Annotated in this window: 19 protein-coding genes; 17 read left to right on the top strand and 2 right to left on the bottom strand. The window is 72.2% G+C overall.

Annotated features, from left to right (window positions below):
- Positions 1-48: 48 nt before the first annotated feature.
- Positions 49-2283, bottom strand: coding sequence for an MMPL family transporter (locus ACFYW9_RS18965; protein ID WP_389151296.1), 2235 nt, complete (start codon positions 2281-2283; stop codon positions 49-51).
- A 134-nt stretch (positions 2284-2417) separates the two neighbouring features.
- Between ACFYW9_RS18965 and rpe the strand changes: the two genes are divergently transcribed.
- The 7 genes from rpe to ACFYW9_RS19000 all read left to right on the top strand — a co-directional run bounded on the left by rpe (position 2418) and on the right by ACFYW9_RS19000 (position 7456).
- Entirely contained in the window at positions 2418-3104 is a 687-nt protein-coding gene (rpe, locus tag ACFYW9_RS18970; protein ID WP_351862537.1) for a ribulose-phosphate 3-epimerase, read from the top strand.
- 78 nt (positions 3105-3182) lie between these two features.
- Positions 3183-4226 carry a sugar-binding domain-containing protein gene (locus ACFYW9_RS18975; RefSeq protein ID WP_351862538.1) on the top strand — a complete coding sequence of 348 codons (1044 nt, stop codon included), beginning with the start codon at positions 3183-3185 and terminating at the stop codon, positions 4224-4226.
- A gap of 52 nt (positions 4227-4278) precedes the next feature.
- Positions 4279-4725 (top strand): ribonuclease domain-containing protein, encoded by a 447-nt coding sequence (locus ACFYW9_RS18980; protein ID WP_389151301.1) that lies wholly within the window; start codon positions 4279-4281, stop codon positions 4723-4725.
- Complete coding sequence (locus tag ACFYW9_RS18985; RefSeq protein ID WP_351862540.1) at positions 4722-5099, top strand: barstar family protein; 378 nt, start codon at positions 4722-4724, stop codon at positions 5097-5099. The genes ACFYW9_RS18980 and ACFYW9_RS18985 overlap by 4 nt, the downstream gene beginning before the upstream one ends.
- 107 nt (positions 5100-5206) lie before the next feature.
- Complete coding sequence (locus ACFYW9_RS18990; RefSeq protein ID WP_351862615.1) at positions 5207-6649, top strand: GuaB1 family IMP dehydrogenase-related protein; 1443 nt, start codon at positions 5207-5209, stop codon at positions 6647-6649.
- 180 nt (positions 6650-6829) lie between these two features.
- Positions 6830-6961, top strand: a complete 132-nt coding sequence (locus tag ACFYW9_RS18995; RefSeq protein ID WP_389151305.1) for an amino acid permease C-terminal domain-containing protein — start codon at positions 6830-6832, stop codon at positions 6959-6961.
- Between the two features lie 42 nt (positions 6962-7003).
- Positions 7004-7456 (top strand): Lrp/AsnC family transcriptional regulator, encoded by a 453-nt coding sequence (locus ACFYW9_RS19000; protein WP_015661832.1) that lies wholly within the window; start codon positions 7004-7006, stop codon positions 7454-7456.
- 128 nt (positions 7457-7584) lie between these two features.
- Here ACFYW9_RS19000 and ACFYW9_RS19005 read toward each other — a convergent pair whose 3' ends face one another.
- A complete protein-coding gene (locus ACFYW9_RS19005) occupies positions 7585-8325 on the bottom strand; it encodes a GntR family transcriptional regulator (RefSeq protein WP_351862541.1) in 741 nt (246 codons plus the stop codon).
- A 211-nt stretch (positions 8326-8536) separates the two neighbouring features.
- Between ACFYW9_RS19005 and ACFYW9_RS19010 the strand changes: the two genes are divergently transcribed.
- From ACFYW9_RS19010 to ACFYW9_RS19055, 10 genes are all read left to right on the top strand, one after another.
- Positions 8537-9694 (top strand): ABC transporter substrate-binding protein, encoded by a 1158-nt coding sequence (locus ACFYW9_RS19010; RefSeq protein WP_389151309.1) that lies wholly within the window; start codon positions 8537-8539, stop codon positions 9692-9694.
- Positions 9691-10599: an ABC transporter permease gene (locus ACFYW9_RS19015; RefSeq protein ID WP_389151312.1), complete on the top strand. Its 909-nt coding sequence runs from the start codon at positions 9691-9693 to the stop codon at positions 10597-10599. The genes ACFYW9_RS19010 and ACFYW9_RS19015 overlap by 4 nt, the downstream gene beginning before the upstream one ends.
- Positions 10587-11405, top strand: coding sequence for an ABC transporter permease subunit (locus ACFYW9_RS19020; protein ID WP_351862544.1), 819 nt, complete (start codon positions 10587-10589; stop codon positions 11403-11405). Before ACFYW9_RS19015 ends, ACFYW9_RS19020 begins: the two co-directional genes overlap by 13 nt.
- Before the next feature lie 2 nt (positions 11406-11407).
- Positions 11408-12469, top strand: a complete 1062-nt coding sequence (locus tag ACFYW9_RS19025) for an ABC transporter ATP-binding protein (protein WP_389151316.1) — start codon at positions 11408-11410, stop codon at positions 12467-12469.
- Positions 12470-12601: 132 nt separating this feature from the next.
- Positions 12602-14086, top strand: coding sequence for an HAD-IA family hydrolase (locus ACFYW9_RS19030; protein ID WP_389151319.1), 1485 nt, complete (start codon positions 12602-12604; stop codon positions 14084-14086).
- 174 nt (positions 14087-14260) lie between these two features.
- The gene (locus ACFYW9_RS19035; RefSeq protein ID WP_389151322.1) at positions 14261-16564 is read left to right on the top strand and encodes a nitrate- and nitrite sensing domain-containing protein; all 2304 of its coding nucleotides are present in this window, start codon (positions 14261-14263) and stop codon (positions 16562-16564) included.
- A complete protein-coding gene (locus tag ACFYW9_RS19040) occupies positions 16554-17057 on the top strand; it encodes a roadblock/LC7 domain-containing protein (protein ID WP_351862548.1) in 504 nt (167 codons plus the stop codon). Before ACFYW9_RS19035 ends, ACFYW9_RS19040 begins: the two co-directional genes overlap by 11 nt.
- A 46-nt stretch (positions 17058-17103) precedes the next feature.
- The gene (locus tag ACFYW9_RS19045) at positions 17104-17445 is read left to right on the top strand and encodes a DUF742 domain-containing protein (RefSeq protein WP_362404777.1); all 342 of its coding nucleotides are present in this window, start codon (positions 17104-17106) and stop codon (positions 17443-17445) included.
- Positions 17446-17788: 343 nt separating this feature from the next.
- Entirely contained in the window at positions 17789-18616 is an 828-nt protein-coding gene (locus ACFYW9_RS19050) for a carbon-nitrogen hydrolase family protein (protein WP_389151326.1), read from the top strand.
- 76 nt (positions 18617-18692) lie between these two features.
- Positions 18693-20387 carry an NAD(P)/FAD-dependent oxidoreductase gene (locus tag ACFYW9_RS19055; protein ID WP_351862550.1) on the top strand — a complete coding sequence of 565 codons (1695 nt, stop codon included), beginning with the start codon at positions 18693-18695 and terminating at the stop codon, positions 20385-20387.
- Positions 20388-20511: the final 124 nt, after the last annotated feature.

Consider the following 20511-nt stretch of genomic DNA (forward strand, 5'->3'; position numbering starts at 1 on the left):
CGGGCCGTCGGTCCGGCGATCGGCCCGGGCTCCGGTGCGTCTCGTCAGTCAGTCGGGCGGCCGGGCGGGTCTCGTGGAGTCGTCCGGGTCCCCGGTGTCCAGGGGGCCCGCGGGTCCCGGGGACGCCGTGAGCTCCCCGGACCGCTCCGGCTCCGCCGTGTCCGGGTGCCGGGAGCCGCCGTCCTCGTGCGCGAGCCGGTTCGGCCACCACACCTTCGGGCCGACATCGAGGAAGAGCGAGGTGACCAGCACCGAGCGCACCACGAACGTGTCCAGGAGCACGCCGAGGGCGACCGCGAAGCCGATCTCCGCGAACCCCACGATCGGCAGGGTGCCCAGTGCCGCGAACGTGCCCGCGAGGACCAGGCCGGCCGAGGTGATCACCGCCCCGGTGGTGGCGAGGCCCGTCACCACGCCCTGCCGGGTGCCGTGGCGGCCGGCCTCCTCGCGGATACGGGTGGTCAGGAAGATGTTGTAGTCGATGCCGAGCGCCACCAGGAACACGAAGACGAACAGCGGGAACGCCACGTCCTCGCCCGCGTAGTCGAAGACGTGCCGGAACGCCAGCGCGCTCACACCGAGGGCGGTGGCCAGCGACAGCACCACGGTCCCGATCAGCAGGAGCGGGGCGACCAGCGCGCGCAGCAGGACGCTCAGGACGAGCAGGACCACCACCAGGACGAGCGGGATGACCAGGTAGTTGTCGTGCGTCTGGGCGTTCTCCATGTCCAGCAGGGCAGCCGAGCCGCCGCCCACCTTCGCGTCGGCCCCGGGTACGGCGTGCACCGCGTCGCGCACCCGCTCCACGGTGTCCTTCGCCGCCGCGCTGTCGGCGGGGGCGCGGGTGGTCGCCTCGAACAGCACCTTGCCGTCGTGCACCGGCGCCGTGCCCGGGGGCACCCCGATGCTCGCCGGCACCACGCCCGGATCCGCCGCCACGGCCTCGCCGACCTGTCTGCCCTGCGCCGTGTTGGACACGATGACCAGCGGATCCCCGTCGCCCGCGGGGAAGTAGCGCGCCGACACCTCCTGGCCGACGATCGAGTCCGGTTTCCCGGTGAACTGGTCGGCGTTGGGGATGCCCGCGGCGCGGAGCTGGATCAGGCCGAGGGACAGCAGCCCGAGCGCCAGCGCCGTGGCCACCCAGAAGGTCCGCGGGCGGCGGGCGATCCGCCGGCCCATGTGCGCCCAGACGCCGCTCCTGGTCGGATCGGCCGAGCCGAGGTGCGGGACGGCGGGCCAGAAGATCCAGCGGCCGAAGACCAGCAGCAGGGCGGGGAAGAGCGTGAGCATGGCGAGCAGGGCGACGGCCACGCCGATCGCCGCGACCGGGCCGAGACCCCGCGTCGAGTTCATCTCCGCGACCAGGAGCACCAGCATGCTCAGCACGACCGTGGCGCCCGACGCGAGGATGGCGGGCCCCGCCCGGTTCATGGCGAGTTTCATCGCCTCGTGCCGGTCCTCGTGACGGCGCAGTTCCTCGCGGTAGCGGGCGACCAGCAGCAGCGCGTAGTCGGTCCCCGCGCCGAACACGAGCACGGTGAGAATGCCCGCGCTCTGGCCGTTGACGGTCAGACCGGCGTGTTTCGCCAGCAGATAGATCAGCGCCTGCGCCGTGAACAGGGCGACGACCACGCCGAGCAGCGGGACGAACAGCAGGATCGGGCTGCGGAAGGTGATCAGCAGCATCACGATGACGACGGCCATCGCGGCGAAGAGCAGCGTCGAGTCGATGCCCTCGAAGGCCTTGGAGGAGTCGGCTGCCGTACCCCCGGGCCCGGTGATGTGCACCGAGAGCCCGTCGCCGCCCTTGCCGACCTGGTCACGGATGGAGTCGACGGCGGGGGCGATCCGCTGCCAGCCGGCCGCGTCCATGGTGATGGGGACGTAGACCTGCGCCGCGCGGGGGTCCGGCTGCCGGTCGAAGACCGGTCCGCGGGTCTCGGCGCCGCGGATGCCGTGTTCCCGCAGCGTCTTCACCTGCTGCACGTCCTCGGCGATCTGCCGCCGGTCCTGCACCGTCAGACCGTCCGGGCGCGCGTAGACGACGACCGCGGGGATCTGCTCGGGCCTGAACCCGTTGGAGATGTCGAGGACCTGGGTGGACTCGGCCGAGCCGGGCAGCCAGGACTGCGCGTCGTTGTCCTGGGCGTCGCTCAGCTTCGTTCCGAGCGGTGCCACGAAGAGCAGGATCAGCAGCCACAGGGCGAGAATCAGCCACTTGGACCGCCGGCCGCACACGACTCCGATGGTCCCGTGCTTCCAGGTGTCGAGCCGCTTCATGCCCACCCCCGAGACCGGACGCAGCGCCGCTGGGCCGTCCAGGATGGCACGGCGGACCGCCGTACGGCAGCCGCGGGACGATCCAGGTCCGGACCGGGGCGGGCAACGGGCCCGGGGCATGGCAGTCTTGGGGCATGGCCGCGCAGATCAACCCCAGCATCCTGTCCGCCGACTTCGCCCGTCTTGCCGAGGAGGCAAGGGCGGTCGAAGGCGCGGACTGGCTCCATGTCGACGTCATGGACAACCATTTCGTACCGAACCTCACCCTCGGGGTACCGGTCGTAGAGTCTTTGGCCCGTGCGACGGACACTCCGCTGGACTGCCATCTGATGATCGAGGACGCCGATCGGTGGGCGCCCCAGTACGTGGAAGCCGGTGCCGGCTCCGTCACCTTCCATGTGGAGGCCGCCGCCGCGCCCGTCCGGCTCGCCCGCGAGATCCGGGCCAAGGGAGCCCGTGCCTCGATGGCGCTCAAGCCCGCGACCCCCATCGAGCCGTACGAGGATCTGCTGCCCGAGCTCGACATGCTGCTCATCATGACGGTCGAGCCCGGATTCGGGGGCCAGGCTTTTCTTGACATCATGCTCCCCAAGATCCGCCGCACGCGCGAGTTGATCAGCAAGCACGGCCTGGAACTGTGGCTCCAGGTCGACGGCGGCGTGTCGGCCTCGACCATCGAGCGGTGCGCGGAGGCGGGGGCCGATGTGTTCGTCGCCGGTTCGGCGGTGTACGGGGCCGCGGACCCCGCTCAGGCGGTACGTGCACTGCGCACCCAGGCCGAGGAGGCGACGACCCGTGCGTCATGGGCGTGCGGCCACTGAGCCAAGGGAACGTGAACGCCGTCCATCAGGGCGGATCAAGTGCGCCGGATCTGCAAGGATGAACGGCGAATCCAGAGTGTGAACAGAAGTGAGGAGATCGCCGTGTCGGGTATGTCGGCGGGCCGGTCAGCCATGCGGATGGGACCCGCTGAGCTGGTCCAGGCGGCGGCCATGGCCCGCCGCTTCTACCTCGAGGGCAAATCCAAGATCCAGATCGCCGAGGAGTTCGGCGTCAGCCGCTTCAAGGTGGCCCGGGTCCTGGAGACCGCTCTCGAACGGGATCTCGTGAGGATCGAGATCCGCGTCCCGGCCGAGCTCGACGCGGAGCGCTCGGACGCGCTGCGCGCCCGCTACGGCCTGCGGCACGCCGTGGTCGTCGAGTCCCCGGCGGAGGCCGAGGAGTCGCCCGACCCGGAGAACCTCGGCGAGGTGGCCGCCGACCTGCTCGGCGAGCTCGTCAACGAGGGCGATGTGCTCGGCCTCGCCTGGGGCCGCTCCACCATCCACATGGCGGCGGCCCTGGACCGGCTCCCGCCCTGCACCGTGGTGCAGCTGACGGGGGTGTACGACGCCGGGACCGCCGAACGCGGCTCCGTCGAGGCCGTCCGCCGTGCCGCGCAGGTGTCGGGCGGCGACGCCCATCCCATCTACGCGCCGATGCTCCTGCCCGACGCGGCCACCGCGGCGGCGCTGCGCAACCAGACGGGGATCGCCCGCGCCTTCGAGTACTTCGACAAGGTGACGGTGGCCTGCGTCTCCATCGGCTCCTGGGAGCCCGGCATCTCCACGGTGCACGACATGCTCAGCGACGAGGAGCGCGCGCACTACGCGTCGCTCGGTGTCGCCGCCGAGATGTCGGCGCACCTCTTCGACGCCGAGGGCCGTCGGATCGGACGTGACCTGGGCGAGCGCTGCATCACGGTCGAGGCCGACCGGCTGCGCCGTATCCCTGAGGTCGTCGCCATAGCGGGTGGACACCGCAAGGCGGCCGCCATCGACGCGGTACTGCGGTCCGGGCTCGTCACCAGCCTGGTCACGGACACGTCGGCCGCGGACGCGCTGATGACGGCGGGCCCGCCGCCGCGTCCGGCGCTGAACCGGGCGGACCCGGACGGGGCCTGAGGACAGCACACAGCGCGCGCCGTCAGGGGACGGCCGTGGCAGCATCTACGACATGCCGCTGCGGCCGTCCCCTCGCGCGTTCACGGGCCGTCTGCTCGCCGGCCTGCTGGTCTGTCTGACGGCCCTGCTGGCGGGCTGCTCGCCGACGGGCACGGCCGGTCCGGGAGACCCGGCGGCCACCGCCGCGAGCCGTGCCACGGCGGTCCCGTCCTGGGCCGGCGGCCTGCCGGCCGTTTCCGCGGCCGCGCTCCCGGCCGAGGCGCGGGCGACCCTCGTCCTCATCGACCGGGGCGGCCCCTTCCCGTACGCCAAGGACGGCGCCGTCTTCGGCAACTTCGAGCGGGAGCTGCCGGGGCGTGCCAGGGGCTACTACCACGAGTACACGGTGCGGACCCCGGGCGAGCGCGACCGCGGGGCCCGGCGCATCGTCACGGGGCGGGGCGGGGAGATCTTCTACACCGACGATCACTACAACTCCTTCAAGGCGGTGCTGAGATGACGCACGGTCCGCTCGCGGCGGTATGCCGTTCGGCCGGGTGGCAGGTCACCGAACTCGACCTCACCGGGGTCCACGACAAGGGCGCCTTCATGGCGCGCTGCGTCCGCGACCTCGGCCTGCCGGAGTGGTTCGGGCGGAACTGGGACGCGCTCGGCGACGTCCTGGGCGACCCCGACTGGGGCCCGGCCAGTCCGGGCAGGCTGATCGTGGTGACCGGCTGGCGCCCCTACGCGCGAGCGCGGCCCGACGAGTGGGAGACCGTGCAGGGGGTGCTGGCGGCGGCCTCCGGTCACTACGAGGCCTCCGACGCGGCGCTCGCGGTCGTCCTCTCCCTTGGAGGATCCGACCAGCTGCCCCCTGACCAGCCTGGATGATCCGCCCGGGGACCGCGTACCGGCTGTCATGGGACAATGAAGTACGTGCTCTTCCCCCTGGCTGACCTGTCCGGGGGCCACCTCTGATCGACTGGGATGTGCAGCACGTGCGTTTCCTCAACGACATCCAGCCCCCGTACGACCTGACGTACGACGACGTCTTCATGGTGCCCAGCCGTTCCGCCGTGGGCTCGCGTCAGGGAGTGGACCTCGCCTCTCCCGACGGCACCGGCACCACCATCCCGCTCGTCGTCGCCAACATGACGGCGATCGCCGGCCGCCGGATGGCCGAGACCGTCGCCCGCCGCGGTGGCCTTGTCGTCATTCCGCAGGACATCCCGATCGAGGTCATCACCGAGGTCGTCTCCTGGGTCAAGGGACGCCATCTGGTGCTCGACACCCCGATCGTCCTCGCGCCCCACCAGACCGTCGCCGACGCGCTGGCGCTGCTGCCCAAGCGCGCGCACAACGCGGGCGTCGTCGTCGACGACGAGGGCCGCCCCGTCGGTGTGGTCACCGACACCGACCTCACCGGCGTGGACCGCTTCAGCCAGCTGTCCGAGGTCATGTCCAAGGACCTGCTGCTCCTCGACGCGGACATCGAGCCGCGCGAGGCGTTCAACCGTCTCGACAACGCCAACCGCCGCTACGCCCCCGCCGTGGACGCGGACGGCAAGCTGGCCGGCATCCTCACCCGCAAGGGCGCTCTGCGCGCCACGCTGTACTCGCCGGCCACCGACGCGAACGGCAGGCTGCGCATCGCCGCCGCCGTCGGCATCAACGGCGACGTGGAGGGCAAGGCCAAGCAGCTGCTCGACGCGGGCGTCGACACGCTCGTCATCGACACGGCGCACGGCCACCAGGAGTCGATGATCAGCGCCGTCAGGACGGTGCGCGCGCTGGATCCGCAGGTGCCGATCGTCGCGGGCAACATCGTCGCCGCCGAGGGCGTCAAGGACCTGATCGACGCGGGTGCCGACATCATCAAGGTCGGTGTGGGCCCGGGTGCCATGTGCACCACCCGCATGATGACCGGCGTCGGCCGGCCGCAGTTCTCCGCGGTGCTGGAGTGCGCGGCCGAGGCGAAGAAGTACGGCAAGCACGTGTGGGCCGACGGCGGTGTCCGCCACCCCCGTGACGTCGCGATGGCGCTGGCCGCCGGTGCGTCCAACGTCATGATCGGCTCCTGGTTCGCGGGCACGTACGAGTCCCCGGGCGACCTGCACCAGGATGCCGACGGACGCCTGTACAAGGAGTCGTTCGGCATGGCGTCCGCGCGGGCCGTCAAGAACCGCACCAGCGAGGAGTCCGCGTACGACCGGGCCCGCAAGGCGCTGTTCGAGGAGGGCATCTCCACCTCGCGGATGTTCCTCGACCCGTCCCGTCCGGGCGTCGAGGACCTGATCGACTCGATCATCGCGGGCGTCCGTTCCTCCTGCACCTACGCGGGCGCCAACTCCCTGGAGGAGTTCGCCGAGAAGGCGATCGTCGGCATCCAGAGCGCGGCCGGCTACGCCGAGGGCCAGCCGCTGCACGCCAGCTGGAGCTGATCCGCCGCAGTTCCCGTACGGCCCCTGTTCCCTGCCGGGAGCGGGGGCCGCACGCGTGGGGGAGCTCCCACGACGGGCCGGGGACCGCCGCGCCGGACGCGCCCGGCCCCGCGCCGTACGTTCCCGGGTTCCGCTCGCGCCCTGCTGCCCGGGATCGGCTTCCCGCCGTGCGTGTGGGTGATGGCCGCTCTCCCCGCCGTCACCTGGGTGGTCTTCGGGGTCCGGACGGCCGTCGGGCTCGTGTTCTACTTCAGTTACGGCTGCCGCCGGTCCCGGACGGCGACCGCGGAAGCCGTCGCCGAGCAGCTGTAGAACCGTCGCAGGAACCCCTCGCAGAAAAGTGAACCACCCGCAGTGCTGAACGATCTCGACGAACGCATCGTGCACGCCCTCGCCGAGGACGCCCGTCGCTCCTACGCGGACATCGGGCAACTGGTCGGCCTGTCCGCGCCCGCCGTGAAGCGGAGGGTGGACCGGCTGCGGGCCACCGGGGCCATCACCGGGTTCACCGTACGGGTGGACCCGGCGGCGCTCGGCTGGGAGACGGAGGGCTTCGTCGAGATCTACTGCCGCCGGAACACCTCGCCGGAGACCATCCAGCGCGGTCTGGAGCGGTACCAGGAAGTCGTGGCCGCCTCCACCGTCACCGGGGAGGCGGACGCGGTGGTGCAGGTGTTCGCCTCGGACATGCGTCACTTCGAGCGGGTGCTCGAACGGATCGCGGGGGAGCCGTTCGTGGAGCGGACGAAGTCCGTGCTCGTGCTGTCGCCGCTGCTGCGGAGGTTTTCCTCGGGGTCGCCCACGTAGTCGGCGCCCCCATGACCGCGGGTGCGCCGCAGGGGGCGGGGGTTGTGACTCTGCGCGGCCGCGGGCCCGTCGTGGCTGGGCGCGGTTCCCCGCGCCCCTGACGGGGCGCTCCGCAGCCCGTCGGGCGCTTACTCCGCCGTCTTCCTCGCCAGGGCGTTGTTGCCGATCGAGTTGTGGACGCTGAAGCTCACCGCGTCCGAGCGGTAGCGGTCGTCGGACCACTCCACCGGGCGGCCCTCGCGTGTGGTGGTGACCCGGCGGACGCGCAGCAGGGGACTGGTGCGGCGGACTCCGAGGAGGTCGGCGTCCCGGGCGCTCGCCGCGACGGCGTCGATGACGTGCTCGCCGTACGCGAAGACCAGGCCGGTGTCCTCGAGGAGCCGCTGGGTGACGGACGGGCACTCGGGCTCGATCGCCGCGACGGCGGGGGAGATCCAGTCCGCGTACACCGTGCGCTCCAGCAGCACCGGTTCGCCGTCCAGTCCCCGGACCCGCAGCACGTGCAACACCGGCGTCCCCTCCCGGAGCTGGAGGCGGACGACGTCCTCAGCCGTCGCCGGACGGTACTCCTGGGCCACCACGTGCCCCGTCGCCTCGCGCCCCATCGCCCGCGCCCACTGGGCGAAGCTGCGCAGTTCGGCGAAGCTCTGGCTGCGACGGCCGGCCAGGACCACGCGCCGGGCGCCCTGGCGTGACCCGATGAGGCCCTCGGCGGTCAGGGCCGCGACGGCCTGGCGGACCGTGCCGCGCGCGACGCCGTAGTGGGCCGCGAGGTCCGTCTCCGCCGGCAGCAGACTGCCCACGGTGTACTCCTCGCGGTCGATCGCCCGCCGCAGCTCCTCGGCGATCTCCTCGTGTCGCGCCGTCATTCTTCCCCTCGGGTTCGACCGCTGTGCACAGTCTGATCAGCCTAATCGACGTCGGACCGTGATCCGCGGTGGCCGGAACTATGCAGGGAATAGGGGGCTGCGGTTTCACCGACGTTCACGAACAGGACACCGGCGGCGGGCCTACTGAGGCCAACTTGTTCAGACAAGTTTTTCGCTTCATCCCACCCTCGTGCGTCACCCTGGAGAGACCGTGACCGTGTTCCTGCCGAGGACCGCCCTCCTCACCGGCGGCCTCGCCGTCGCCGCAGCACTCACTCTGAGCGCCTGCGGCGCCGCTCCCGACGACAAGGCGACCGCCGCCGACGGCAAGAGCGCGGCCGCCGCGACCTCCGCCGCCGACTTCGGCGGTCTCGACGCCCTGGCCGAGGCCGCGAAGAAGGAGGGCACGCTGCACGCGATCGCCCTTCCCCGCGACTGGGCCAACTACGGCGCTCTCATCGACGGCTTCACCAAGAAGTACGGCATCAAGATCCAGGTCGAGAGCCCCGACGGCTCCAGCCAGGACGAGATCAACGCCGTCACCTCGCGCAAGGGTCAGGACCGCGCCCCCGACGTCCTCGACCTCGGCAGCTCCTTCGCGCTGAGCGCGGCCCAGCAGGGTCTGCTCGCCCCGTACAAGGTGGCCGCCTTCGGCGACCTCCCCGAGGGCCAGAAGGACACCGCGGGCCGCTGGTTCAACGACTACGGCGGCTACATCTCCATCGGCTGCGACGCCAAGAAGGTCAAGGAGTGCCCGACGACCTTCAAGGACCTGCTCAAGCCGCAGTACAAGGGCCAGGTCGCGCTCAACGGCAACCCCACCAAGTCCGGTTCGGCGTTCGGCGGCGTGTACGCGGCCGCCCTGGCGAACGGCGGCTCCTTCGACGACATCCAGCCCGGCCTCGACTTCTTCGCGAAGCTGAAGAAGAACGGCAACTACACGCCCGTCGAGTCGACCCCGGCCACCGTCGAGAAGGGCGAGACGCCCATCAGCATCGACTGGGACTACCTGAACGCCGGATACGCCGACGAGTTCAAGTCCAAGGGTGTCGACTGGAAGGTCGCCGTGCCCGGCGACGGCCGGTTCTCCCAGTACTACTCCCAGGCCATCAACAAGGACGCCCCGCACCCGGCGGCCGCCCGCCTGTGGCAGGAGTACCTCTACAGCGCCGAGGGCCAGAACCTGTGGCTCGAGGGATACGCCCGCCCGGCCCTGATGACCGCGATGGAGAAGGCCGGCACGCTCGACAAGACCGCCGCCGCGAAGCTCCCCGCCGTCTCGGGCACCCCGAGCTTCCCGACCGAGGCCCAGCAGAGCAAGGCCAAGACCGTGCTCGCCCAGGGCTGGGGCAAGGCCGTCTCCGGATGACCACCGCTCTCACCGAGGCCCCGGCCGACGTGACGCCCGCCGCTGCCCACCGGCAGCGGCGGCGCCGCCGCCCCACCGGCCCGCTCGCCGTCCTGCCGCTGCTCGTCTTCGTGGCGGTCTCCTTCGGTGTCCCCGCGCTCGCCATGCTCAACGGCGCGTTCACCGTCAAGGACCAGGTCACCGGCGCCAGTTCGTACACCACGGCCAACCTGACCGGTTCGTTCCGGGGCGCCTACCTGACCGCGCTGATCGGCAGCGTCAAGCTGTCCGCCGTCTCCGCGGGCCTCGCGACCGTCCTCGGACTCCCGCTCGCCCAGGCCGTGGTGACCTCCCGGTTCCGCGCGCTGCGTGAGGCCGTGCTCACCGCGTCCGGGGTGCTCGCCAACTTCGGCGGTGTCCCGCTCGCCTTCGCCTTCGTCGCCACACTCGGCAACTCCGGTGTCCTGACACGGGAGTTGAGCCTCACCGACCGGGGCTGGAACCTCTACAGCTTCTGGGGCCTGGTCGTCGTCTACCTGTACTTCCTGATCCCGCTCATGGTCCTCACCATCACGCCCGCCCTCGACGGCCTGCGCCCCCAGTGGCGCGAGGCGGCGCGGAACAACGGCGCGACCTCCGTCCAGTACTGGCGGCACGTGGCCCTGCCCGTCCTCGCGCCCTCGCTCCTCGGCGGGCTCGTGCTCCTCTTCGGCAGCGCCTTCGCCGCGTACGCCACCGCCGCCGCCATGGTGGGCAGCGCGGTGCCGCTGGTCACCCTCCAGATCGCCGACGCCATCTCCGGCAACGTGCTGGTCGGCCAGGAGAACGTGGCGCTCGCCCTCAGCCTCGACATGGTCCTCATCGCGGGCCTGGTCATGGCCGTGTACCTGCCCCTGCAACGACGGAGCGCGCGATGGCTCGCCTGAACCTGTGGCGCTGGGCCGTCCTCGCCCTCGCCGCGCTGTACTTCCTGGTGCCCATGGCCGCGTCCGTGATCTTCACGGTCGACGTGCCGGGACAGGGCGTCACCTTCGACGCCTACCGCTCGATCGTGTCCGCCGACGGATTCGCCTCCAGCCTGCTGCTCTCGCTGGAACTAGCCGCCGTGACCATCGCCGTGGTGCTGCTCCTGATGGTGCCCGCCACGGTCGCGCTGCGGCTCGGCTCGCCCCGGCTGCGGCCGGTCGTCGAGGTGGTCTGCTCACTGCCGCTGGTCGTCCCGCCGATCGCGTTCGTCGCCGGCATCTCCACCGTCCTCAAGTGGGGGCCCGAACACCTCTCGCGCACCCCGCTGTTCCAGACGTTCGTCGCGATCCAGGACCCCGGCTTCCCGGTCGTCCTCGTCCTCGCGTACGTCGTGATGGCGCTGCCGTTCGTGTACCGGGCCCTGGACGCGGGACTGCGCGCGGTCGACGTGCGCACGCTCGTCGAGGCGGCCCGGAGCTGCGGCGCGAGCATGCCGCAGGCACTCGTGCGCGCGGTGCTGCCCAATCTGCGCGGCGCGCTGCTCAACGCCTCCTTCCTCACCCTGGCCCTGGTGCTCGGTGAGTTCACGGTCGCCAACCTGCTCGGCTATCAGCCCTTCGCCGTGTGGATCTACAGCGTCGGCGGCTCGCAGGCCCAGATGTCCGTCGCCGTCTCCGTGCTCAGCCTGTTCCTCACCTGGGCACTCCTCCTCGCGCTCGCCGTCCTCGGCGGCCGCTCCCGTACCGCTTCCGCCTCCCGGGGATGAACATGACCGTCGCCACGCTCGACAAGGCCGCCACCGTCGAATTCCGGGGACTCCGGAGGGAGTTCGGCCCGACCGTCGCTCTCGACGGCCTCGACCTCACCGTCCGGCCCGGTGAACTGCTCGCCCTGCTCGGTCCCTCCGGCTGCGGCAAGACCACCGCGCTGCGCATGCTCGCCGGCTTCGAACACCCCGACTCCGGCGAGGTGCTGGTCGACGGCGAGGACATCACCCGGGTTCCGGCGCACCGGCGCGACGCGGGGATGGTCTTCCAGTCGTACAGCCTCTTCCCGCATCTGAACGCACTGGACAACGTGGCCTTCGGACTGCGGATGCGCAAGGTGCGTACGGCCGAACGGCTTTCCCGTGCGGCCGAGTTGCTCGATCTCGTGGGCCTCGGGGACAAGGGCGGGCGGTTCCCGCACCAGCTCTCCGGCGGCCAGCAGCAGCGGGTCGCGCTGGCCCGCGCGCTCGCCCTGCGGCCCCGTGTCCTGCTGCTCGACGAGCCGCTGTCGGCGCTGGACGCCAAGGTGCGGCTTTCGCTGCGCGAGGAGATCCGCCGGCTCCAGCTCGAACTCGGCATCACCACCCTGTTCGTGACCCACGACCAGGAAGAGGCGTTGTCCATGGCGGACCGGGTCGCGGTGATGCGGGCCGGACGGCTCGAACAGTGCGCGTCGCCCGCCGACTTGTACGGGCGTCCCGCCACCGCCTTCGTCGCCGAGTTCGTGGGCACGATGAGCCGGATCCCGGGGGCCCTCGACGGCGACCGGGTCGAGGTGCTCGGCCGGCGGCTGCCGGTGGACGGGGACGCGCCCGCACCGGGGGAGGTGGACGTACTGGTACGGCCGGAGGCGGTCCGGGTGAGCGCCGACGCGTCGGGTGAGGCCCGGGTCATGGCCACCGCGTTCCTCGGCGCGGTCACCCGGGTGACCGTGCGGCTCGCCGACGGTACCGAGGTCAAGGCCGACCTGCCCACGCACGAGGCCGCGACGCTCGCGTCGGGCGCGGCCGTGACCGTCACCCTGCCGGACCGTCCGGTCCTGGTCGCCGAACGCACGAGCTGAACCACACCCGGTCCCACCCCGGACCACGCACACCATCCCCGGTCACCGGGGGTGGCAGGCGGTCCCTCCGGCCCCCCGGGGGGCGGGGCCGCCGCTTCGTGCTCGATCCCCCCACCGATGAAAGAGATCACCGTGACCCCTCGCACCACCGCCCGGCCTCCCCTCCAGGCCGTTCTGTTCGACATGGACGGGACGCTCGTGGACACCGAGCGGCTGTGGTGGGAGGCGGTGGAGGAGGTGGCCGACGGGCTCGGGCACGTACTGACGGCGGCCGATCAGCCGCATGTCCTCGGACGGCCCGTCGAGCACACCGCCGCATGGCTGGCCGGCGTCACCGGCGCGCCGGGGGAGGGGACCGCCGTCGAGCTGCACCGGCAGTTCGCGGACCGGGTCCGTACGGGTGTCGTGCCGCGCCCCGGGGCGAGGGAACTGCTCCGGGCGCTCGCCCGCGAACGTGTGCCCACCGCCCTCGTGACCGCCTCCCCGCGCGCGGTCGCCGACACCGTGCTGGAGGCGCTCGGCGCCGGACACTTCGCCGTTTCCGTCACCGCCGACGACACCGGGCGCACCAAGCCCGCCCCCGATCCCTACCTCGCCGCCTGCCGCGCCCTCGGTGTCGACCCCGCGGCCTGCGTCGCCGTCGAGGACACCCAGACCGGTGTCACCTCGGCCGAGTCGGCCGGCTGCGCCGTCCTCGCGGTGCCCTCGCTCGCGCCGATCGAGCCCGCGGCCGGCCGGACCGTGCTCGGCAGCCTGGAGGGCGTCTCCCCGGCCCGGCTGCGGGCCATGGTCGCCCCGGGTGAGCTGCGGGTGATGAGCTGGAACCTCTGGTTCGGCGGCACCAGGGTCGACGGGTACCGCGAGAAGCAGCTCAAGGTCATCACGGAGACCGGCGCGGACGTGGTCGGTCTCCAGGAGACGTACGGGGACGCGGCCCGTGAACTCGCCGACGCCCTCGGCTGGTACCACCACCGGGCGGGCGACAACCTCGGCGTCATCAGCCGTCACCCGATCACCTCCGTGCTCGGCGACCCGGACGTCGGCTTCTACGGGGGAACCGGGGTCCGGATCGAACTGGACGGCGGGCAGCGGGTGGACGTCTGGAGCGTCCACCTCGACTGTGCGCCGTACGGTCCCTACGAGGCCCGCTTCGACGGGCTCCCGGCGGCCGGACTGATCGCGCACGAGAGCGGCCGGCTCGCCCGGATGCGGGAGATCCTGCGGAGGGTCGCCGACACCCGCGACGAGTCCGTGCCGGTCGTCCTGACCGGTGACTTCAACGTGCCCTCGCACCTGGACTGGCCGGACGTCGCCTGGCCGGTGACACGGGCCGCCGAGGAGGCGGGCCTGCGCGACTCCTACCGGGAGGCCCACCCCGACCCGGTACGGGATCCGGGACACACCTGGTCGCCCGTCCACGCCGAGCACGAGGACGGCAGCGGGCGCCCGGAGCCGCAGGACCGGATCGACTTCGTCCTGCACCGGGGCCTGACCGTCCTCGACTCCCGCACTCTGGTCAGCGGTGATCCGCGGCCCTGGCCGGATGTCGCGGGCAACGACTGGCCCTCCGACCACGCGGCGGTCGTCACCGTCTTCACCGTGCCCAGGGGCGACTGACGGGACGGATCCAGTGACGGCGCGCAGCGCGCATTGAACGCTCAGTCAGTCCGGACCATTGCGGTCCGGGCGAGACATCGACTAGTTTGAGCCGCGCGCCCGCTACCCGCGAGTAACACACGGGTCACCACACGTCACCCGGCAACCCGACCGTCCCGTCGTCCTGGGGAGACCATGCGCTGGCCCTTCGGCCGTACGCCCACGGTCCGTTCGCGGATCGTGGCCCTCTCGATCGCTCCGGTGATCGCCCTCATGACGCTGTGGAGTTTCGCCATGGTGTCCGTCACCGGCGATCTGCGCGCACTCGTCCGCCTGCAGGATGTCTACAACACCTTCGGCACTCCGGCCGACACGGCGGTCGGCCAGATCCAGATCGAACGCCGCCTCGCCGCCGCGTACCTGGGCGCGAAGCGCGGGACGACGGCGGGCGTCGACCTGCTGACACAGGAACGCCGCACCGACCGCGCCGTGACCGCCCTGCGCGCGGCGGTCAGGGACGGGGACCGCGACAGCCTCTCCGGACAGCAGCGCCAGGCGCTCGACGCCCTGCTCCACTCCGTCGACGGGCTGGAGGGGCTGCGCGGCCGGGTGCTGGCACACACCATCACCTGGGACCGGGCCGTGGCCGAATACAGCACCCTGGTGGAACCGTCCTTCGACGTCCAGTCCGCGCTCACGGCGCTCCAGGCGGGACAGCTGGCCCGTGAGGCCCAGGTCGTCGTCGAACTGGTGCGGGTACGGGAGTTCGTGTCGCGTGAGGACGCGCTCGTCGCCGGGGCACGGGCCGCCGGCACGCTCACCGACCGCCAGTACGACACCCTCACCGCGACCATCGAGGACCGCCGGGTCTTCGAGCAGACCTACGTGCCCGACCTGCCGGCCGACTCGCGCGCCCTCTTCGAGACCTTCCAGCGCGACGACCTGCACCGGGAACTGACCCGGGGCGAGGACGCCCTGCTGCGGGCGGGCGCGCGGCAGGCGGGCGAGGCCGTCGCGGCCGGCACCTGGCGCACCACCAGCGACCGCGCCGTCAAGCGGTACATGCGGCTGTGCACCCAGTCCGCGATCAACTCCGCCGCCCGCGGGCGGGCGTTCGCCTACCGGGAGCTGACCAAGGCGGCGATCGTCGGCGTGCTCGGACTGGCAGCCGTCGGACTGTCCCTCTGGTTCGCGGTGCGCGGCGCCCGGCGCATCTCGCGCCGTCTGGAGTCGCTGCGCGACGCCGCCGACCTGCTGACCAACCGCCAACTGCCTCAGGTCATGGAGCGGTTGGGCGCCGGTGAGGAGGTCGACGCGGCCGCCGAGGCGCCGCCGCTGGCGGACGTGGAGGCGGTGGCCGACGAGATCGGCCAGGTCGGCCGGTCCTTCAACACCGCCCGGCTCGCCGCCGTCGAGGCCGCCGTCAAGCAGGCCGGCCTGCGCCGCGGGCTGTTCGCGGTGCTCCTGAACATCGCCCGCCGCAACCAGGCGCTCGTCCACCGCCAGCTCAAGCTGGTCGACACGCTGGAGCGCCGTACCGACGACCCCGACGTGCTGGACGACCTGTTCCGGATCGACCACCTCACCACCCGCATGCGGCGCCACGCGGAGAGCCTCATCATCCTCTCCGGCTCGGCCCCGGGCCGCCGTTGGCGACGGCCGGTGCCCGTCGCCGAGGTGGTGTCCTCCGCGGTGAGCGAGATCGAGCAGTACACGCGCGTCGTGGTCCCCCCGATGCCCGAGGTGGGTGTCGCGGCGGACGCCGTCGCCGACGTCGTGCACCTGATCGCCGAACTCGTCGAGAACGCCACCGTGTTCTCGCCGCCCCGCACCCAGGTCACCCTGCGCACCGGGCGGGCCGGGAGCGGGTTCGTCCTGGAGATCGACGACCGGGGCCTCGGCCTCGAACCCGACCAGATCGACGAGGCCCACCGCACCCTCACCACGCCGGAGGACTTCGACCCGACCCGGCACGACCGGCTCGGCCTGTACGTCGTGGGCCGGCTCGCCGCACGGCACGGCATCAAGGTCACGCTGTGCCGCTCCCCGTACGGCGGTACGACGGCGGTGGTGCTGCTCCCCGAGGCCGTCCTCGCGCCGGTGGACACCACGCAGCCGGCGGCGGACACGGCTCCGGTGGCGCTTCCCACCCGGACCGCCACCGCGCTCCTGCCGGCGCAGCGCAAGGCGTCCGGCGAACAGAAGGCCGGCTCCGTGCCGCCGGAGGCCCCGGAACCGCCCGTGCTGCCCACCCGGGTCCGTCAGCGGGCCCTGGCCCCGGAGCTGCGCACCGCGGCACCGGTGGCCGACGGGACGCCGGAACGTGAGATCACGCCGGAGGAGATGCGCGCGGTCTTCGGAGCCTTCCAGCGCGGTCTCGACCGAGGCCGCAAGGGACTGCCCGCGGAGCCGGACACCGGCGGGTCAGGTTCCGCCCCCTCCGGCCCCGCCCAGAGAACCGACACAGAGGAAGGGACGGACGCCGACGATGCGCCCTGACCAGCTCCCAGAGCACCCCGTCCGGACCCTGGAGGCCCGGTCCCCGGATCCGGCGGGCGGCGGCCTCGGGTCCGGGGACGACGCCGACCGGCCCGGCACCGATCTCGGGTGGCTGCTCGACGATCTCGTGGCCAGGACCGACCACGTCCGTCAGGCCGTGCTCCTCACCGCCGACGGCCTCCCGCTGAGCTGCTCGGACGGTATGCGCAGACGGGACATCGAACACCTCGCCGCGGTCTGCTCGGGCTTCCACAGCCTCGCCCGCTCGGTGGGCGAGCGCTTCGCCGCGGGCGGGGTGCGCCAGACCATGGTGATGCTCGACGACGCCTACCTCTTCATCACCCCGGCGGGTGACGGGAGCCGGCTCGCCGTGCTGAGCGAGGTCCAGACGGACGTCGGCCAGCTCGCGCACGAGATGGAACTGCTCGTCCGCCGCGTCGGCCGACACATGGCCGCCGCCGTACGCTCGGCGGCCGACCCCGCGGGCCACTGATCCGGCTGTGACCGACGAGCACTGGTACGAGGACGAGACCGGGCCGATGGTGCGGCCCTACACCGTCACCGGGGGCCGCACCCGGCCCTCGCGGCGGCACGTCATCGACCTGATGTCGCGGGTCACGGTCCTGGAGACGGACGCCGGGCGGCCCGGTCTCGACCACGCGGCGGCCGCGCTGCTCGACCTGGCCCGCCGCGGCCCCCGGCCGGTCGTCGAGCTCGCCGCGGACGCCGACCTACCGCTGACCGTCGTACGTGTCCTGCTCGGCGACCTGGCCGAGGCCGGTCTGCTGACCATCGACGAGCCGTACCGTCCGCCGGGCGGCGCTCCCGCGGCCGACCCGGAGCTGCTCCGCGAGATCGTGGAGCGGCTGCGCGAGCTGTGACCCGGCCGGGAGGGCATCCCGGGGGCGGGGATCCCGGCCCGGGGACCCTGAGCCGGATCCGGGGCCGGCGGCCTCGCCCCGGCGGCCCCGTGCCGGCGTCGGGCCGCGTCCGTCCCGCCACAGGGACCGCCCCCGCCTGTGACCTGCGTCTCCCGGGGTTCAGGACGTTCGGGACTTGACCGCGGGGGGCGCGGCGGGGCGCGCAACGAATCGCCGCCGGGGGCCGAGGGCACGCAACGAATCGTTCAGTGGCGCGCAACGGGTCCTTCTTGTCCCCCCGATCCGGCCGACCGTACCGTCTAGGTGGCCCCCCGAACCCCCCTCGTACCGGTGGAGAACCCGCATGCGCACAGCCCTGCTCCAGAGCTCCGGCCGCCCCGGCTCGGTCGTCGAGAACCTCAAGGTCCTCGACGAGGCCGCGGGCCGTGCCGCCGCGGCGGGCGCCGGGCTGATCGTGACGTCGGAGATGTTCCTGACCGGCTACGCCATCGGTGACGGCATAGCGCGCCTCGCCGAGCCGGCCGACGGCGACTCCGCCGACGCGGTGGCCGAGATCGCCACCCGGCACGGCGTCGCCGTCGCCTACGGCTACCCCGAGCGCGAGGCCGCGCGGTCCGGGAGCGAGGCCGCCGGGGCCGACGGCGGGGCGAGGGTCTTCAACTCCGTGCAGCTGATCTCCGCGGACGGCACCCGGCTCGCGAACTACCGCAAGACCCACCTCTTCGGCTGCTTCGAGCACGACCACTTCACACCCGGCGACCAGCCCGTCGTGCAGGCGGAACTGAACGGCCTGCGGGTCGGCCTCATGATCTGCTACGACGTCGAGTTCCCGGAGAACGTCCGCGGGCACGCCCTCGCCGGCACCGACCTGCTGCTCGTGCCGACCGCGCAGATGCACCCGTTCCAGTTCGTCGCCGAGTCCGTCGTCCCGGTGCGCGCGTTCGAGAACCAGATGTACGTCGCCTACGTCAACCGCACCGGCCCGGAAGGGGAGTTCGAGTTCGTCGGACTGTCCACGCTGGCCGGTCCCGACGGCGTCGCCCGTGCCCGCGCCGGCCGCGGCGAGGAACTGGTCGTGGCGGACGCCGACCCGGTTCTCCTGGCCGCCTCGCGCGAGACGAACCCGTATCTGAAGGACCGCCGCCCCGGCCTCTACGGGTCCCTCGTCTGACCTCCCGCCCGGCCCGCCCCCGGCCGGTCACGCAAGCCCTCCCCTCATCAGTTTCCGCGCAAGGAGTCCGTACCCCATGACGTCCACCGTGCCCAACGCCGTCCAGCACGCCGACGTGCAGCAGCCGCCGATCACCATGTTCGGCCCGGACTTCCCCTACGCCTACGACGACTTCCTCGCGCACCCCGCGGGCCTCGGCCAGATACCCGCGACCGAGCACGGCACCGAGATCGCGGTGATCGGCGGCGGTCTGTCCGGCATCGTGGCCGCGTACGAGCTGATGAAGATGGGCCTCAAGCCCGTCGTGTACGAGGCCGACGAGATCGGCGGCCGGCTGCGCACGGTCGGCTTCGAGGGCTGCGACCCCTCGCTGACCGCCGAGATGGGCGCGATGCGCTTCCCGCCCTCCTCCACCGCCCTCCAGCACTACATCGACCTGGTCGGCCTCAAGACCAGTCCGTTCCCGAACCCCCTCGCCGAGTCCACGCCCTCGACGGTCGTCGACCTCAAGGGCGAGTCGCACTACGCGACCTCCGTCGACGACCTCCCGCAGGTCTACCGCGACGTCATGAACGCCTGGAACGCCTGCCTGGAGGACGGCGCCGACTTCTCCGACATGAACCAGGCCATGCGCGAGCGCGACGTCCCGCGCATCCGCGAGATCTGGTCGAGGCTCGTCGAGAAGCTCGACAACCAGACCTTCTACGGCTTCCTGTGCGACTCGGAGTCCTTCAAGTCCTTCCGCCACCGCGAGATCTTCGGCCAGGTCGGCTTCGGCACCGGCGGCTGGGACACCGACTTCCCGAACTCCATCCTGGAGATCCTGCGGGTCGTCTACACCGAGGCCGACGACCACCACCGCGGCATCGTCGGCGGCTCCCAGCAGCTCCCGCTGCGGCTGTGGGAGCGCGAGCCGGAGAAGATCGTCCACTGGGCGTACGGCACCTCGCTGTCGACGCTGCACGACGGCGCCCCGCGCCCGGCCGTGACCCGGCTGAACCGCACCGCGGGCAACGGCATCACGGTGACGGACGCGAACGGCGACATCCGTACGTACAAGGCGGCGATCTTCACCGCCCAGTCCTGGATGCTGCTCTCCAAGGTCGCCTGCGACGACTCGCTCTTCCCGATCGACCACTGGACGGCGATCGAGCGCACGCACTACATGGAGTCCAGCAAGCTCTTCGTGCCCGTGGACCGGCCGTTCTGGCTGGACAAGGACGAGGAGACCGGCCGTGACGTCATGTCGATGACGCTCACCGACCGGATGACGCGCGGTACCTACCTCCTCGACGACGGCCCGGACAAGCCCGCCGTCATCTGCCTCTCGTACACGTGGTGCGACGACAGCCTCAAGTGGCTGCCGCTGTCCGCCAGCGAGCGGATGGAGGTCATGCTGAAGTCGCTCGGCGAGATCTACCCCAAGGTCGACATCCGCAAGCACATCATCGGCAACCCGGTGACCGTGTCCTGGGAGAACGAGCCCTACTTCATGGGCGCGTTCAAGGCCAACCTGCCGGGTCACTACCGTTACCAGCGCCGCCTGTTCACGCACTTCATGCAGGAGTCGCTGCCCGAGGACAAGCGGGGCATCTTCCTCGCGGGCGACGACATCTCCTGGACGGCCGGCTGGGCCGAGGGCGCCGTCCAGACCGCGCTGAACGCGGTCTGGGGCGTCATGCACCAGCTCGGCGGGACGACCGACCCGACCAACCCCGGGCCCGGCGACGTCTACGACGAGATCGCGCCGGTGGAACTGCCCGAGGACTGATCCTCGACCGGGGGCGGGGGGGGGGGGGGGGGGGGGCCCCCCCCCCCCCCCCCCCCCCCCCCGCCGCTCGCCCCGTTCAGGAGCTCGGACACCGCACGGGCGGCATCACTGTCAGTTTCGAGGA

Origin of the sequence: Streptomyces sp. NPDC002698 (genome assembly GCF_042888945.1) — a bacterium.
GTDB lineage: Bacteria > Actinomycetota > Actinomycetes > Streptomycetales > Streptomycetaceae > Streptomyces.

What these genes read in the sequence shown, in the direction of transcription:
- ACFYW9_RS18965 (WP_389151296.1), bottom strand. Translation starts at nt 2,283, where the DNA reads ATGAAGCGGCTCGACACCTGGAAGCACGGGACCATCGGAGTCGTGTGC.
- rpe (WP_351862537.1), top strand. Translation starts at nt 2,418, where the DNA reads ATGGCCGCGCAGATCAACCCCAGCATCCTGTCCGCCGACTTCGCCCGT.
- ACFYW9_RS18980 (WP_389151301.1), top strand. Translation starts at nt 4,279, where the DNA reads ATGCCGCTGCGGCCGTCCCCTCGCGCGTTCACGGGCCGTCTGCTCGCC.
- ACFYW9_RS18985 (WP_351862540.1), top strand. Translation starts at nt 4,722, where the DNA reads ATGACGCACGGTCCGCTCGCGGCGGTATGCCGTTCGGCCGGGTGGCAG.
- ACFYW9_RS18995 (WP_389151305.1), top strand. Translation starts at nt 6,830, where the DNA reads ATGGCCGCTCTCCCCGCCGTCACCTGGGTGGTCTTCGGGGTCCGGACG.
- ACFYW9_RS19005 (WP_351862541.1), bottom strand. Translation starts at nt 8,325, where the DNA reads ATGACGGCGCGACACGAGGAGATCGCCGAGGAGCTGCGGCGGGCGATC.
- ACFYW9_RS19015 (WP_389151312.1), top strand. Translation starts at nt 9,691, where the DNA reads ATGACCACCGCTCTCACCGAGGCCCCGGCCGACGTGACGCCCGCCGCT.
- ACFYW9_RS19020 (WP_351862544.1), top strand. Translation starts at nt 10,587, where the DNA reads ATGGCTCGCCTGAACCTGTGGCGCTGGGCCGTCCTCGCCCTCGCCGCG.
- ACFYW9_RS19025 (WP_389151316.1), top strand. Translation starts at nt 11,408, where the DNA reads ATGACCGTCGCCACGCTCGACAAGGCCGCCACCGTCGAATTCCGGGGA.
- ACFYW9_RS19035 (WP_389151322.1), top strand. Translation starts at nt 14,261, where the DNA reads ATGCGCTGGCCCTTCGGCCGTACGCCCACGGTCCGTTCGCGGATCGTG.
- ACFYW9_RS19040 (WP_351862548.1), top strand. Translation starts at nt 16,554, where the DNA reads ATGCGCCCTGACCAGCTCCCAGAGCACCCCGTCCGGACCCTGGAGGCC.
- ACFYW9_RS19045 (WP_362404777.1), top strand. Translation starts at nt 17,104, where the DNA reads ATGGTGCGGCCCTACACCGTCACCGGGGGCCGCACCCGGCCCTCGCGG.
- ACFYW9_RS19050 (WP_389151326.1), top strand. Translation starts at nt 17,789, where the DNA reads ATGCGCACAGCCCTGCTCCAGAGCTCCGGCCGCCCCGGCTCGGTCGTC.
- ACFYW9_RS19055 (WP_351862550.1), top strand. Translation starts at nt 18,693, where the DNA reads ATGACGTCCACCGTGCCCAACGCCGTCCAGCACGCCGACGTGCAGCAG.